This window comes from Nonomuraea zeae, from assembly GCF_005889725.1.
Classification (GTDB): domain Bacteria; phylum Actinomycetota; class Actinomycetes; order Streptosporangiales; family Streptosporangiaceae; genus Nonomuraea; species Nonomuraea zeae.
Map to the genome: position 1 here is coordinate 21,145 of NZ_VCKX01000034.1, position 15,652 is coordinate 36,796.

The following is a 15,652-nucleotide window of genomic DNA, read 5'->3' on the forward strand; positions in this document are numbered from 1 at the left end:
GTACGGTCACGAACTTCTCACGAGGGGCCCGGCTTTCCACGCAGACACGAGCCGCGTAGCCACAAAACCATTACTCACCGTATCGAAAGCCTTTTCGGTGATATCAAACCGTAACTATCGGTATGCTAGCTGATCAGCGCCGACCGGCTGGCGATCAAGCACGTCAACCCCTATGCAGCGGGTTGCAGTGGTTGATTGACAGCCACGGTCACGTGTTCTACGTTCCCGAAAACCTTTTAGGTTCACCGCATCGATCCCGATCCCGTGATGTTAGCGCTAACAGGAATTCAAGGGGCGAACACATGAGACGACGATGGGCGGCGGCCCTCGCCGCGGCACTCCTGCTCCTCCTCCCCACCGCGCGGCCCGCGTTCGCGGGCGCGCCGATCACCACCGCGATCTACACGGCCGACCCGGCCGCGCTGGTCGTGGGCGACACGCTGTACCTGTACACCGGCCATGACGAGGCCCCATCCGGCGGCACCAACTTCGTCATGCGCGACTGGCACGTCTTCACCTCCTCCGACGCCGCGACCTTCACCGACCAGGGGGCCAAGCTGTCGATCTCCAACTTCTCCTGGGCCGGGGCCGACGCCTGGGCCGGAGAGGTCGAGCGCGGCGCCGACGGCCGCTACTACTGGTACGTCCCCGTCAACGGCAACGGCGCCGGCTGGATGGACATCGGCGTGGCCGTCGGCAACAGCCCGACGGGCCCGTTCACCGACGCCAAGGGCGGCCCGCTGGTCAGCGACAGCACGGCCAACTCCTCGCCGCTGAACATCGACCCGACCGTCTTCACCGACGACGACGGCCAGGTCTACATGTACTGGGGCTCCTACTACGGACTGCGCGCCGCCCGGCTCAACGCCAACATGACCTCGATCAACGGCTCGGTCGTCACCCCGAGCGGCGTGTCGAACTTCTGGGAGGCCCCCTGGATGTTCAAGCGCAACGGCGTCTACTACCTCGCCTACGCCGCCAACGACTCGGCCTGCTCCGCGCCCGGCTACGCCTGCATCCGCTACGCCACCGCGAGCAACCCGATGGGCCCGTGGACGCACCGCGGCGTCGTGCTCGACCAGGTCTCCTCGACCACCAACCACCCGGCGATCATCGAGTACAAGGGCCAGTGGTACATGGTCTACCACAACGCCGCAAGCCCGGGCGGCGGCAACTTCCGCCGGTCGGTGACGATCGACAAGCTCTACTTCAACGCCGACGGAACCATGCAGAAGGTCGTCCAGACCGGCGGCCCGGTCACCCCGGGCAACCTGGCGACCAGCGCCACCGCGTCCACCTCCTACGTCTCGTCGTGGGAGACGCTCGCCGCGGTCAACGACGGCTACACCCCGGCGAGCTCGGCCGACCACAGCCACGGCGCCTACGGCAACTGGAACCACCAGGGCACCGAGTGGATCGAGTACCGCTGGCCCACCGCGCAGACGATCTCCAGGTCGGAGGCGTACTGGTTCGACGACGACCTGGGCATCGACCTGCCGGCGTCGTGCCAGGTGCAGTACTGGAACGGCAGCGCCTACGTCAACGTGCCCGGCGCCTCCGGCTGCGGCGTGGCCGCCAACACCTTCAACGCCACGACGTTCACCCCGGTCAGCACCACCCGCCTGCGGCTGAACATCACCTCCAGGACCGGCTATTCGACCGGCGTGCTCGAATGGAGAGCCTTCTCGTGAGACGTGCCCTGTTACTCGTCCTGGTGCTCGTCGCGAGCCTGATCACGGCTCCGGCGTACGCGGACCAGACCATCGGCCTGCCGGCCTTCAACGGCCCGGCCGTCCCCGCCCCGCCGGGCTCGTACACGACCGGCAACATGATGCAGGCCATCTACGACGCCGAGAGCTCGGGCACCGACTTCTGGATGGACCGGCTGCTCGCCCGCCCGGGCAACGACCCCGCGGGGACCTGGCTCATGTCGCGCGGCCGGGCGCTGTTCATGAAGACCCACACGCCGGGCACGCTCGGCTTCGCCGGGCAGGCGGCGTACTGGGAGAGCATCAGCAACAACAACGCCTACACCGTCGCCATCACCCCGGGCACGTTCACCGAGCAGGTGGCCTCCCGCTGGCAGGCGCCCAGCCACTGGAAGAGCCGGCACACCAGCGGCTCGATCACGGTCAACCAGACGAAGTTCATCACCGAGAACAACGTCGCCGTGACCAACCTGGCGATCACCAACGGCGGCACCGCCTCGACGACGCTGCAGCTCAGGGCCACCTCCCCGTACGCCACCACGGGCAGCGGCAGCGAGCTGACCGGCCAGGTCAACGCCTACAACAACCTCACCACGCTCTACCCCAGGCTCACCGGCGACGGGTTCACCGTCTCCAGCGGCGGCCTCAACAGGTCCGTCACGATCGCGGCCGGGGCGACCGTCACCATCAAGGTCGTCATGGGCTTCGTCACCAACGAGATCCCCGCCTCCCGCACCGAGTACGACGCCTACGCCGGCTACTCGGCCGCCACCGCCTTCGCCACCCACGTGCGCGCCTACAACCTGTGGTGGGCGCAGAACGTCCCCTACATCGACGTGCCCGAGCCGGCCATCAAGAAGAACATCTACTACCGCTGGTGGCTGATGCGCTTCAACCACCTCGACGCGGACATCCCCGGGCAGACGTTCCAGTTCCCCACCTCGACGGAAGGCGTCCTGGGCTACAACAACGCGATCGCGCTCACCCAGCCCATGCACATCGACGACCTCAAGTACCTGCGTAACCCGATCTACTCCTACGGCGACTGGCTGAGCGTCGGCCAGATCTCCAAGAACGGCCGCTTCCTCGACAACCCCGGAGACCCCGAGAACTGGTCCAACAGCTACACCCAGTACATCGGCGAGGCGGCCTGGAAGAGCTACCAGATCCACGGCGGCCAACCGGCCATCGCCGCCAACCTGGCCCGCTACGCCGAGCAGGACGTCAAGGGCCAGCTCGCCTATTACGACACCGACAACAACAAGCTCATCGAGTACGACTGGGGCGCCCTGACCGGCAACGACGCCGACGCCGTGTCCTTCCACTGGAAGAGCGGCCGGATGGACCGGGCGGAGGCCGCCTACCAGTACAGCGGCGCGCTGGCCGCGGCCCAGGCGTACGAGGCCGCGGGGAACACCGCCAAGGCCACCGAGCTGCGCACGCTCGCCACCCAGATCCAGAACGCCATCGTCAGCGTGCTGTGGAACCCGAGCAGGCAGCTCTTCGAGCACCGGCTCAAGTCCACGAACGAGTGGGTGCCGTGGAAGGAGATCAACAACTACTACCCGTTCTCCGTCGGCGCGATCCCGAACACGGCGACGTACAAGCAGGCCCTGCGCCTCTACGACGACCCGGCCCAGTACCCGATCTTCCCCTTCTACACCGCCAACCAGGTGGACAAGGCCGCCGCCGCCGCGGCCGGCAACCCCGGCTCGAACAACTTCTCCACCATCAACTCCACCGTCCAGTTCCGGCTCTACTCCAAGGTGCTGCGCGACTACCAGAACGAGTGGATGACCGCGACCGACTACAAGAAGCTGCTCTACTGGAACGCCTGGGCCCAGTACGTGGGCGGCAACACCCAGTGGCCCGACGCCAACGAGTTCTGGGCCGACTGGAACGGCTCCTCGATCACCTACCGCTCCTGGATCCACCACAACATCCTGGGCAGCAGCAACTGGACCGTGATCGAGGACGTCGCCGGGCTGCGGCCGCGCAACGACGCCAAGGTGGAGCTCTCGCCGATCAACATCGGCTGGACCCACTTCACCGTCAACAACCTGCGCTACCGCAACGCCGACCTGACCATCGTCTGGGACGACCCGGCCGACGGCGTCGTGCGCTACCCGGGCGTGCCCGAGGGCTACTCGATCTACATCAACGGCAGCCGCGCCGCCACGGTGTCGTCGCTGGTGCCGTTCACGTGGGACCCGGCCACCGGTGACGTCACCACCGGCGGAACGGTCAGCTACCACGTCGCCGTCCCCGGCCTCCAGTCGCCCACCCAGGTGACGCACACCAGCACGCGCATGGTGGACCTGCTCGCCAAGGCCGGCGTCGACCTGACCGCGAGCCTCACCAACCTCGCCGCCGGCGCCACCGTCACCGCCTCCACCACGGCCTCCGGCAGCAGCACGGCGGGCGCCGTGGACGGCTTCCCGATCAACGAGCCGTTCTGGGGCGGCACCACAGCGGGCCAGGACTGGTACGAGCTGAACCTCGGCTCGGCCCGCACGCTCAACGAGGTGCGCCTCTACTTCAAGGACAGCCGTCCGGCCAGTGCCACCTACCGGGCGCCGGCGTCCTACGACGTCCAGTACCACAACGGCACCTCCTGGGTGAGCGTGCCGAGCCAGGCCAAGTCGCCGGCGACCCCGCGCGCGAACTACAACGTGGTGCAGTTCCCCGCCGTCTCGGCGCAGCGGGTACGGGTGCTGGCCACGGCCGCCTCGGGAGCCAGGACCGGGCTCACCGAGGTGAAGATCTACAACCGGGGAGGCGTGCAACCGCCCGCCAACCTGGCGACCTCGGCCACGGCGTCGGCGTCCTACACCTCCTCCTGGGAGAGCGTGACCGCCGTCAACGACGGGATCGACCCGCCGTCGTCGAACGACACCGTGAACCCGCGCTGGGGCTGCTGGCCGGAGACCGGGCAGCAGTGGGTGGACCTGACCTGGTCCGCGGCCCGCACCCTGAACCGGGCCGAGGTGTACTTCTTCGACGACGAGCAGGGCATCGACATGCCGTCGGCGTGGAAGCTCCAGTACTGGAACGGCAGCGCGTACGTGGACGTGCCGGGCGCCTCGGCGTACTCGCTGGGCAAGAACCAGTACAACAACGTCACCTTCACGGCCACGAGCACCACTCGCCTGCGGGTGCTGCTCACCGCCACCGGCACCAGCTCCGTCGGCCTCCTGGAGGTCAGGGCCTACGGAACCTGATCCGGCGGGGAGGGGGCGGCGTCCCGCCCCCTCCCTTGACGCGCTCTCGACGCCTGCGTGAAGGAGTAGTTACTTTCTCACTTTTAGTGACGGGCCACGGTGGAATCAGGCAAGCTGCTGCTACAACTTCATCCGATGGGTGGCGATCACGATGGCAGGTAAGTGGCAGGCAGGTAACCTCCCCGCGGAACTGACGAGCCTGATCGGACGCCGAGTGGAGCTGGAGCAGGTCAGGCGGTCCTGCCGCCGTTCGCGGCTGGTGACCCTCACCGGCGTGGGCGGCGTCGGCAAGTCACGCCTGGCGCTGAGGGCCGCGGCGGAGCTCCGGCCCGAGTTCGGTGGCGGCGCGTGGTTCGTGGAGCTGTCCCCGCTGGACGACGGCTCCCTGCTGCCGCACGCCATCGCCGAGGCGCTCCGGCTCACCGACCAGACCACCCGCCCGATGATCGAGGTGCTGGCCGAGCACCTGTCCGGCCGCGAGGTCCTGCTCGTCCTCGACACCTGCGAGCACCTGGTCGCCGACTGCGCCGAGACCGTGGAGATCCTGCTGAACTCCGTGCCCGACCTGCGCGTCCTGACCACCAGCCGGCGCCCGCTGGACGTGCCGGGCGAGCTGGTGGTCGTGGTGGACCCGCTGCCGATCCCGCCGGAGGGCGCCACCTGGACGGGCGGCCACGACGCGGTCTCGCTGCTGGCCGTCCGCGCCGCCGAGACCGTGCCCGGGTTCGAGCTGGCCGACCACGACCAGGAGGCCGTGGTCCGGCTGTGCCGGCGGCTGGAGGGCATCCCGCTGGCGATCGAGCTGGCCGCGGCGCGGCTGCGCGAGCTGCCGATCGAGCGCCTGGCCGACCGGCTCGACGACCGCTTCGCCACCCTCGGCGACGAGTCCGGCCTGGCGGCCGACGCCGACCCGCCGTGGCACCAGGCGCTGCGTACGGCGGTCGGGTGGAGTCACGAGCTGTGCGAGCCCGCCGAGCGGCTGCTCTGGGCGCGCGTCTCCGTCTTCGCCGGGGACTTCGACGCCGAGGCGGTCCGCAAGGTGTGCTCCGACGAACGGCTCCCGGAGTCCGACATCGGGCTGCTGCTCGACGCGCTGGCCGACGAGTCGATCCTGACCTGGCTGCCGACCGGCGCGGGCGAGCGCTACCGCATGCTGGACACGCTGCGCGAATACGGCGCGGGCTGGCTGCGCGGCCTGGGCGAGGAGGAGCGGTTCAGGCAGCGGCACTTCGAGCACTACCTGGCGCTGGCCGCCAGGGGCGCGGCCGGCTGGGTGGGCCCCGGCCAGACCGCCTGGTACGACCGGATGGTCGGCGAGCACGACAACCTGCGCGCCGCGATGGAGTTCGCCCTGAACAGGCGCGACGGCGCCGCCGCGGTCGAGCTGGCCGGCTCGCTCGGCTTCTTCTGGTACGGCTGCGGCTACGCCAAGGAGGGCCGTCACTTCCTGGGGCAGGCGCTGGCACTCGGCGCCAAGCCGGGCAGGCCGATGGTGCAGGCCCTGTGGTCCGACGGCCTGCTGGCGGCGACGCAAGGAGACGCGGACGACACCGAGGCCAGGGCCGACGACTGCGCGGCCGCCGCGGACCCCGGCGACGCCTACGCGGAGATGTGCGTCCAGGCGTTGCGCGCCTCGGCCGGGCTGATCCGCGGCGACCTGCTGCGCGCCATGGCCCAGTCGGAGTCCCTCTACCTCGCCCGGTGGAGCGACGAGCCTCTCACCCTGGCCAAGCTGCTGGCCCTGATGGTCCGGGCGGTCTCGCACATCGCGGAGGCCCAGGTGGATGACGCCATCGCCGTGCTCGACGACCTGCGCGCGCTCTGCGACCAGCGGGGCGAGCAGTCGATGCGCTCGCACGGCGATCTGCTGCGCGGGCAGGCCGAGCTGGCCGCCGGGCGGGTGGCCGCGGCCGTCGTCTACGGGCAGGAGGCGCTGCGTACCAAGCAGCGGCTGCACGACAGCTTCGGGATCGGGCTGACGGTGGACCTGCTCGCGCAGGCGGCCGGCGCGGCCGGCCGGGCCGTGCGGGCGGCCCGGCTGCTCGGGCTGGCCGAGCGCATCTGGAGCACCAACGGCCGGGCCCAGGCCGACGTGCCCACGTGGGTCGCGGCCAGGAAGGCGTGCGAGCGGCAGTCGCGCGAGACGCTCGGCGACAACGCCTACCACGTGGCCTTCCAGACCGGCTTCGACAGCGACATCGACGCGGGCATCGCGTTCGCGCTGGAGCCGGAGGGCGAGGACCTGCCGAACGGCGGGCTCCTCTGATCGGGGAAGCCCGGACCTGGAGCTCCTATGTGGCGGAAGGGGCAGAAGTCGCGCTCCCTCCGGTGACAGCGCCGGACAGGTGACTTGGACGCGGGGTCGTCATCACGGAGAGTGAGAGCCAACTCGCACATTGGAGAAATGCCGTGAAAACCCCTCCGCTCCCATTTCCGGCCCCGGGTGAGCGTTCCTCGCGGACCGTCCGCCGCCTGCGCGACGAACACGGACCGGTCGTCCCCGTCCAGTTGCCGGGCGGGGTGCGGGCCTGGGCCGTGACCTCCTACGACGCGATCAACGAGGTGCTCGGCGACGACGGGATCCTCTACAGCAAGGACTCCAGGAACTTCCCCGCCCTGCACGACGGCACGATCCCCGCCGACTGGCCCATGCGGCAGGTCATCGAGGGCGATCACCTGCTCACCAAGGACGGCGCCGACCATCGCAGGCTCAGGAGCCTGGTGAACCGGGCCTTCACCCCCGCCCGCGTCAACGGGCTCGCACCCCGCATCCAGGCGCTGGCCGACGAGCTGCTCGACCGGGTGGCGGCCGAGGGCGACGGCGTGGACCTCGTACGCCACTTCACCGAGCCGCTGCCCGTCACCGTGATCTGCGAGCTGTTCGGCGTGCCGGCGGACGAGCGCGACGGCATCCGCGACTGGACGAAGGTGCTGGTCTCCCACGACGCCACCCCGCAGCAGGCGGCGGAGGCGGGGGCGGCCATGATGGCGTACCTGGCCGGGCACATCGGGCGGCGCAGGCGCGAGCCGGGCGACGACCTGACCACGGCGCTGATCCAGGCGCAGGACGAGGACGGCGACCGGCTGTCCGACAACGAGATGCTCTGGATCCTCTGGGTGGTGATCATCGCCGGGCACGAGACCACCGTGCACCTGATCGCCAACGCCGTCGTCGCCCTGTGCGCCGACCCCGAGCAGCTCGCCCTGGCCCAGGACAAGGACGTCTGGGAGCAGGTCGTGGAGGAGGCGCTGCGCAGCCGCAACTCGGTGATCAACTCCGTGCTGCGCTACACGCTGCGGGACGTCGAGATCGCCGGGGTGCGCGTGCCCGCGGGGGAGGCCCTGGTCATCGGGTTCGGGGCGACCGGGACCGACCCGGCCAGGTTCGGGGCCGGCGCGGAGCGGTTCGACGTGACGCGTGCTCCGGAGACGCACCTGGGCTTCGGCAAAGGGCCGCACTTCTGCCTCGGCGCGCCCCTGGCCAGGCTAGAGGCCCGGATCGCGCTGTCGTCGCTGTTCACCAGGTTCCCCGGGCTGCGGCCGGCGGTGGGCGAGGACGAGCTCGCGTACACGTCGTCGATCATCACGGAGGGGCCGGCCGCGCTGCCGGTGCGGCTCGGCTGAGCGCCGGTCCAGGCGTGCCGCCGCGGTGGACGGGCAGGTCGGCGGCGGCACGCCTGGACGGCGGGATCAACGCAGGCGACCCGCGCCCGCGCCGGTGGGCACGAGGACGCGCAGGACCTGCGGCGGGTGGATCCGGGTGAACAGGGTGGGCGTCCAGCCCGCGTCGGAGCCGAGCGCCGTGCCGTTGGCGGCGTTGTACGCGGCCACCAGATCGGCCGGCCGCCGGTCCACGAGGTTGTCCTTGGCGGTGATCGTGGTGCCGTTCAGCACCGACAGCACGTTCGCCGCCGGGATGCCGTCGAAGGCGTTGCTCTCCGCGTAGACCTGGGAGCCGAAGCCCACGCCGATGCTGTAGGCGTAGGGGCCGCCGCCCATGTAGTAGTTGTTGTAGATGTGCACCTGGCCGAAGCGCACCCGGGGCGTGCGCTGGCCGAGGCCCTGGAAATAGTTGTGGTGCAGGGTCACCTTGAGCTTGCCCGCCTCGCCGTACCTGCTCTCGTTGTCGGTGTTGCCGATCAGCGTCACCTTGTCGTGGTTGCTGAGGTGGTTCCAGGACAGCGTGACGTAGTTCGAGGCGCGGACCACGTCAAGCAGGCCGTCGTGCACCTGGTAGGGGCGGCCGAAGTAGAGCGGCTGGCCGGAGTCCGGGTTGTCGCCGTCGTTGAAGGTGTTGTGGTCGAGCCAGACGTGCGTCGAGGCGGAGACCTCGACGTTGTCGAAGGAGGCGTTCCAGTTGCCGTCCGCGCCGTCGGTCGGGTCCCACTGCGGGAAGCAGTCGGAGGTGTCGGTGATGGTGAGGTTGCGGACGATGACGTTGTCGGCCCCCGCGATCCGCACCCCGAAGCTCTTCAGCGCGGCGTCCCTGCCCGCGCCCACCAGGGTGACGTTGGAGCCGACCGCGATGGAGACGTGCGCGGCCATCTTGGCGTAGGACGCCTTGCGGGCCTCCTCCAGCGGTCCCGACGGGACGGCGGTCCTGCCCCAGACGGCCGGGTCGTAGGCGGCCAGGTAGGCCGCCAGGCTGTAGCCGTTGACGGCGTAGTCGGCGCAGGTGAGCGGGGCGCCCGAGTCGCTGGTGTCGGCGTCGATCGCGCCCTCGATATAGATGATCTTCGGGGTGTTGTCCGCCGGGTCGCCGAGCGCCGACAGCAGCTGCGCCCTGGTCGAGACGGCGTGCACGTTCTCCGGGCGCGCGGCTGAGCCGCCCGTGGTCCCGGTGCCGGCCGCCGCCCAGCCGTCGTCGCGGGGCAGGACCTCGCGGCCGGGCTCGTGCGGGGCAGGGCGTTGTCGGCGTACGGGGTTCCAGCCGTCGGCGCCGGCCAGGTACCGCTCGGGGGTGAACGCCTTCGCCTGGTCGGCGGTGAGCTGCGGGCGGTCGTCGTTGACGGTGGCGCCCGGACCGTGGTTGCGGTATTCGGACAGGCGGGCCTCGCGCCAGTTCAGGCCCGACATGTCGGTCCAGGGGGCGTCCTTGAACTGCTGGCCCAGCCACGACTCGCGCACCAGCACCTGGCCGCGGGCCGTGGTGGAGCCGCCGGCCGGCCACGGGCGGCCGAGGTGGAACGTCTTGGCGGGGGCGTTGCTGGTGAGCTGGCTGCGGTAGATCAGGAAGCCGTACGGGTTGCTCAGCTCGGTGCTGGCGGCGGTGACGTAGCCGTTGTTGTCGGTGCTGCCGCGGGTCAGCGCCTTGATGACGCAGTCGTCGAAGACGGCCGTCGCGCGGCCGAAGATGAAGTCGACGTCGCCCTCGACGTAGCAGTCGTGGAAGTACTGCCTGGCGGTCGTGGTGGCGGAGGCGGTGTTGGCGTACAGGGTGTCCTGGTTGCCGATGAACCTGACGTTGTCGTACACCTGCCGGTCGCCCGTGGTCCGTACGGCCACGGCCTGGCTGTTGCCGTGGGCGGCCTCGTCGTAGGAGTTCTCGAAGGTGAGGTTGCGGGCGGTGAAGTCGGGGGCGCTGATCACGTACGAGGCGCTGCCCGAGGTGCCGTACGGGCCCGAGCCGTCCGGCTTGGGGGTCGCGGCGGCGGCGTCGAAGGTGAGCACCACCTCGCGCGGGTCCCGGGTGTCGCCCACCAGGGAGATGTACGGCTTGTCGGCCGGGATCACCACCTGCTGCCTGTAGGTGCCCTTGCGGACCAGGATGGTGACCGGCCTGGTGTTGGCGGCGGGGACGGCGTCGACGGCGGCCTGGACCGTGGTGTGGTCGCCGGAGCCGTCGGCCGCGACCACGAGGGTGGCGCGGGTGGCCGCCGCCGCGGGGGTCGCCGCCGTCGCGAGCACTGTCAGGGCGATCAATGGGGGGAGTAACAGAAGTCGCATGCGCAACCTCGCAGAGTGCGGCAATCGGTTGCATGAAACGTTCGCGTAATTCGGCTCACTCCGTCAATGGAATGCAGTGAAACTGCACTTTTGCTGCAACAAGCGGTTGCAGGTAGTCCGGGGTGCGGGCGGGTTCTTGACCGCGCTGACGCGGCGCATCTACAGTCCGGCTGACATTTATCGGCATATCTCTGAAACTTTCAGTCCTCCCTGCCTAGGAGCACCGTGCGCACCCTTCGAGCCCTGGTGGTCGCCGCCCTGTTATGCCTCGTGCCGGTGCCGCCCGCCGGTGCGGCGGCGGACCTCACGTACGACTTCGAGGACGGCACCACTCAGGGATGGGGGTCGCGCGGCGGCGGCGTCTCCGTCGCGGTGAGCGCGGACGCGGCGCACACGGGCGCCGCCGGTCTGCTCACCACGGGACGGACCGCCACCTGGCACGGCGCGTCGATCCCCGCGCCGTTCGTCAGGGGCACCGGCTACACCGTGACCGCCTACGCCCGGCTGGTGAGCGGCCAGCCGAGCAGCACGATCGCGATGACCGTGCAGCGGACGCCGACCGGCGGCGAGACCGCCTACGAGCGCGTCGCGGCGGCCACCGTGACCGACGCCGGGTGGGCGCGGCTGTCGGGTAGTTACCAGTTCACCGCCGAGTCCTCCGACGTGCAGCTCTACGTGGAGAGCTCGGACGCCACCGCCCAGTTCTACCTGGACGACATCGTGGTCACCCCGCTCGGCGACCCCACGCGCGAGCCGGTCGACTCGGACTTCGAGGACGGCACCGCGCAGGACTGGGCGCCACGCGCCGCGGCCGTGCTGGAGCCGAGCGCCGCCGCCGCCCGCACGGGCACCCGCGGCCTCGCGGTGACCGGCCGGTCGGCCTCCTGGGACGGCCCCGCGCTGAACGTGTTCGGGCGGATGGGCAAGGGCGACAAATACACCCTGTCGGTCTGGGTGCGGCTCGCCGCCGGCACCACGTCGGGCCGGCTCGGCCTGTCGATCGAGCGCAGGAGCGGCGGCACCCCGAGCTACGAGCGCGTCGTCGCGCCCAAGGACCTGGCGGCGGGGGAGTGGGTGCAGCTGTCCGGCACGTACACGCTCGCCTACGACGTCGAGTTCCTCAGCGTGTACGTCGAGTCCGACAGCGGCACCTTCCCCTTCGACCTGGACGACTTCGCGATGCGGTACGTCCAGCCGAAGCCCATCGAGACCGGCCTGCCCGCGCTCAAGGACGAGGTGCCGTTCACCATGGGCTCGGCCTTCACCAGGGCCGAGACGCTCGGCGTGCACAGCGAGCTGCTGGCCAAGCACTTCAACGGCGTCACCCCCGGCAACGAGCTCAAATGGGACGCCACCGAGCCGCGCGAGGGCGAGTTCACCCTGGCCGACGGCGACCACCTGGTGGACTTCGGGACCCGGCACGGCATGACGATCCGCGGCCACACGCTCGCCTGGCACAGCCAGACCCCGGACTGGGTCTTCAAGGACGGCGACGCCGACGCGAGCAAGGAGCTGCTGCTGCAGCGCCTGGAGACGCACGTGCGCACGCTCGTGACCAGATACAAGGGCAAGATCTCGGCCTGGGACGTGGTCAACGAGGTGGTGGACGAGAACCAGCCGGACGGCCTGCGCCGCTCCAAGTGGTACCAGATCGCCGGCCTCGACTTCATCCGCACGGCCTTCCGCGTCGCCCACGAGGCCGACCCGGCGGCCAAGCTGTTCATCAACGACTACAACACCGAGTTCCCGCGCAAGCGCGAGGCCCTGTACGCCCTGGTCGCACGGCTGAAGGCGGAAGGCGTGCCGATCGACGGCGTCGGCCACCAGCTCCATCTGAACATCGAGCAGCCGCCCGCCTCCTCCGTCGAGGCGACGATCGAGCGCTTCGCCGCCCTCGGCGTGGACCAGCAGGTCACCGAGCTGGACGTGAGCATCTACACCGACTTCGTCTCCTCCTACGACTCGATCCCGCCCGAGCTGCTCATCCAGCAGGGACACCGCTACAAGGAGCTGTTCGACGTCTTCCGGCGGCACGCCTCCGAGCTCAGCTCGGTCACGGTGTGGGGCGAGTCCGACGACGTGAGCTGGCTGCGCTCCTGGCCGATCGCGCGGCTCAACGCGCCGCTGCTGTTCGACGACGACCTCCAGGCCAAGCCCGCCTACTGGGGCGTCGTGGACCCCGCCGAGCTGCCGCCGCTGGTGCGCAGCCTGGAGGCGCCGGCGGGCAGGCCGCAGGTGGACGGGAAGCGCGACCTCGAATGGGACCTGCTGCCCGACTCGCCCGTCGCGCGGGTGGGCGAGGTGTCGGCGGGCTTCCAGGCGCGCTCGTCCGCGACCGGCCTGTACGTGCTCGCCGAGGTCACCGATCCGGTCGTGGACAAGGACGACCGGGTGACCTTCACCGTGGACGGGACCTCGTACACGGTCAAGCGCACGGGGCCGGGGACGAAGCGGACCCCGGCGGGCTACCGCGTCGAGGCCCTCGTCCGGGTCCCGGCCCCTCAGGGGAAGGTCCTGAACGTCGCCGCCACCGTGCACGACCGGGACACCGACATCTCCTGGACGGGCAAGGTCACCGCCGCGCCCGCGGTCAAGCTCACCACCGCCGCCCGCCGCACCCCCGTGCTCGACGGGGTCGTGGACAAGGTGTGGGCGGCCACGCCGGAGATCCGCACCGCGACCTGGATCCAGGGCACGTCCGGGGCCACCGCCCGGGTGCGCGGGCTGTGGAGCGGATCGACCCTGTACGTCCTCGCCCAGGTCAGCGATCCCACCCTGAGCGAGGAGCCGGCGAACGCGTGGGAGCAGGACTCCGTCGAGATCTTCGTGGACCCGGGCAACGGCAAGACCAAGGGCTACGAGGACGACGACGGACAGTACCGGGTCAGCTTCACCGGCCGGCTCACGGTCGGCGGGACGTTCGACGCGGCCGGGGTCAAGGACCACCTCAAGGCGGTGGCGAAGGTGGTGCCCGGCGGGTACGTGGTCGAGGCCGCGATCACCCTGCCCACCGTGACGCTGGGGGCGGGCGCGCTACTGGGGTTCGACGTGCAGGTGAACGATGCCACGGGGGCGGCTCGTACCGGTGCGGTGACGTGGAACGACCGGACGAACCGCGCCTACCTGGACACCAGCCACTGGGGGGTGCTCCGCCTGACGGACTAGCGCCTGCTCGCGGGGGCGGGGCCCGACTACGATGTGATCGTGAACGCGAGCCCCCGACCTGTCCGTAAAGGGGCCGTACCGAGCATCCGCGACGTCGCCGCCGCGGCAGGCGTCTCGCACCAGACCGTCTCGCGCGTGCTGAACGAGTCACCCAGGGTGCGGCCCGACACCCGCGCCGCCGTGCTGGCCGCGATCGACCGGCTCGGCTTCCGCCCCAACCGGGCGGCGCGGGCGCTCGGGTTCGGCCGCGCCAACGGCATCACGGTCGTGACCTCCAACACGACCCTGTACGGGTACGCGCGCACGCTCCAGGGCATCGAGGAGGCGGCCAGGACCGAAGGCGTGGCGCTGGGCATCAGGGTCGTGGAGTCCGCCGAGGTCCGGCAGACCGTCGACTACGTGAGCGACCCGAGCGCGGGCGGGCTGGTGGTCATCGCGTTCGACCCGCTGGGCACGGCGGTGCTGGAGGCGCTCCCGCCGCACATCCCGGCCATCGTCGCCGCCGAGCCGGTCGCCCCCGACCTCGGCCGGGTCGCGATCGCGCTCGACGAGCGACGGGCCGCCGCCGACGCCACCGAGCACCTGCTCGGCCTGGGCCACCGCACCGTCCATCACGTGGCCATCCCGTCCGAGGGCCGGGCCGGCGGCCGGCACGCCGGCTGGCGCGACGCGCTGACCCGGGCGGGCGCGGAGCTCCCGTCGCCCCTGGGCTGCGGCTGGGACATCCAGTCGGCCTACACGGCGGGCCGGGCGCTGGCGGAGGACCCGGAGGTCACGGCGATCCTGTGCGGCAACGACGACATCGCGCAGGGCGTGCGCAGGGCGCTGTACGACGCGGGCAAGGACGTGCCGGGGGATGTGAGCATCGTGGGCTTCGACGACATCCCGGGCTCGGCCTTCTGGACGCCGGCGCTGACCACCGTACGGATGGATTTCGGGGGGCTGGGGCGGGCGTGCTTCCACGCGGCGGTCGCCGAGCTGGGCGGGCACCCCCAGCCTGAGATCTCGCTGGCACCGCCCCGGCTGATCGTCCGCGAGTCGACCGCTCCACCGCGACCGCGCTAGCACCCACCCGTTGCCCTGCTGGGTGGTGGGCCGTCTGATGCCCGCCCCGAATGGTCCTCGCGGTGGGGCGCTTCGCGCTGGGGGTTCGGGCGTTTCTACTTGAGACGCGCCTGCGGCGCGACGACGCCTGCGGCGTCCATGGGGCACCCGCCCGTTGCCCGGCTGAAAAGCGGGTCATGGGTCTGCCCCGATGCCCTGCGGCTGTCGTTGGCGAACCTACACCTGGACCGACACCCGGCGGCGGACCTCAGTGGGTGCGGCATCGGTGAGCTGGACGACGTGGAAGTGATCCACGACCAGAAGGGCGTGCGGCGACCCAGCGCGCACAGCCGCCTTGAAGATCACGCACGTGTCGATGGCAACCCGGCTGACCCGCCGCTCCCACTCCTGCCCGTCACAGGAATGATCGACACGACCCGTGAGCACCCCTCAAGACGGGCTGCGTGCCTACTACCGCAAGCAGGGCCTCGCGCCCCATAGCCACATCGCCGCCCCAAACACGTCCGGGCAGCGCACCAAGGAGAGACCGAACGGCCGCCACCAGGC

8 protein-coding genes are annotated in these 15,652 nt (G+C 70.6%); 6 read left to right on the forward strand and 2 right to left on the reverse strand.

Translation table 11 applies throughout. The features are described from left to right. Positions 1-302 precede the first annotated feature (302 nt). The 4 genes from ETD85_RS13935 (at position 303) to ETD85_RS13950 (ending at position 8,554) form a co-directional block, all read left to right on the forward strand. Complete coding sequence (locus ETD85_RS13935; RefSeq protein ID WP_138690107.1) at positions 303-1,691, forward strand: glycoside hydrolase family 43 protein; 1,389 nt, start codon at positions 303-305, stop codon at positions 1,689-1,691. Next, on the forward strand, positions 1,688-4,930 hold the full coding sequence (locus ETD85_RS13940; RefSeq protein ID WP_240779139.1) for a discoidin domain-containing protein: 3,243 nt from the start codon (positions 1,688-1,690) through the stop codon (positions 4,928-4,930). The genes ETD85_RS13935 and ETD85_RS13940 overlap by 4 nt, the downstream gene beginning before the upstream one ends. A 214-nt stretch (positions 4,931-5,144) precedes the next feature. Continuing rightward, positions 5,145-7,196: an ATP-binding protein gene (locus ETD85_RS13945; RefSeq protein ID WP_206058297.1), complete on the forward strand. Its 2,052-nt coding sequence runs from the start codon at positions 5,145-5,147 to the stop codon at positions 7,194-7,196. A gap of 143 nt (positions 7,197-7,339) precedes the next feature. Further along, complete coding sequence (locus tag ETD85_RS13950; RefSeq protein WP_138690110.1) at positions 7,340-8,554, forward strand: cytochrome P450 family protein; 1,215 nt, start codon at positions 7,340-7,342, stop codon at positions 8,552-8,554. A gap of 66 nt (positions 8,555-8,620) precedes the next feature. Here ETD85_RS13950 and ETD85_RS66835 read toward each other — a convergent pair whose 3' ends face one another. Then, positions 8,621-10,852 carry a pectinesterase family protein gene (locus ETD85_RS66835; RefSeq protein ID WP_276617225.1) on the reverse strand — a complete coding sequence of 744 codons (2,232 nt, stop codon included), beginning with the start codon at positions 10,850-10,852 and terminating at the stop codon, positions 8,621-8,623. Positions 10,853-11,101: 249 nt separating this feature from the next. On the opposite strand from ETD85_RS66835, the gene ETD85_RS13960 reads away from it, so the two are divergent. Both ETD85_RS13960 and ETD85_RS13965 read left to right on the forward strand, forming a co-directional pair. Further along, complete coding sequence (locus tag ETD85_RS13960) at positions 11,102-14,041, forward strand: endo-1,4-beta-xylanase (protein WP_138690111.1); 2,940 nt, start codon at positions 11,102-11,104, stop codon at positions 14,039-14,041. Positions 14,042-14,080: 39 nt separating this feature from the next. Next, positions 14,081-15,106, forward strand: a complete 1,026-nt coding sequence (locus tag ETD85_RS13965) for a LacI family DNA-binding transcriptional regulator (protein WP_206058298.1) — start codon at positions 14,081-14,083, stop codon at positions 15,104-15,106. 216 nt (positions 15,107-15,322) lie between these two features. On the opposite strand, the gene ETD85_RS67490 is transcribed toward ETD85_RS13965, so the two are convergent. Then, positions 15,323-15,532: a transposase gene (locus ETD85_RS67490; protein WP_138690112.1), complete on the reverse strand. Its 210-nt coding sequence runs from the start codon at positions 15,530-15,532 to the stop codon at positions 15,323-15,325. Between the last annotated feature and the right edge of the window lie 120 nt (positions 15,533-15,652).

What these genes read in the sequence shown, in the direction of transcription:
- ETD85_RS13935 (WP_138690107.1), top strand. Translation starts at nt 303, where the DNA reads ATGAGACGACGATGGGCGGCGGCCCTCGCCGCGGCACTCCTGCTCCTC.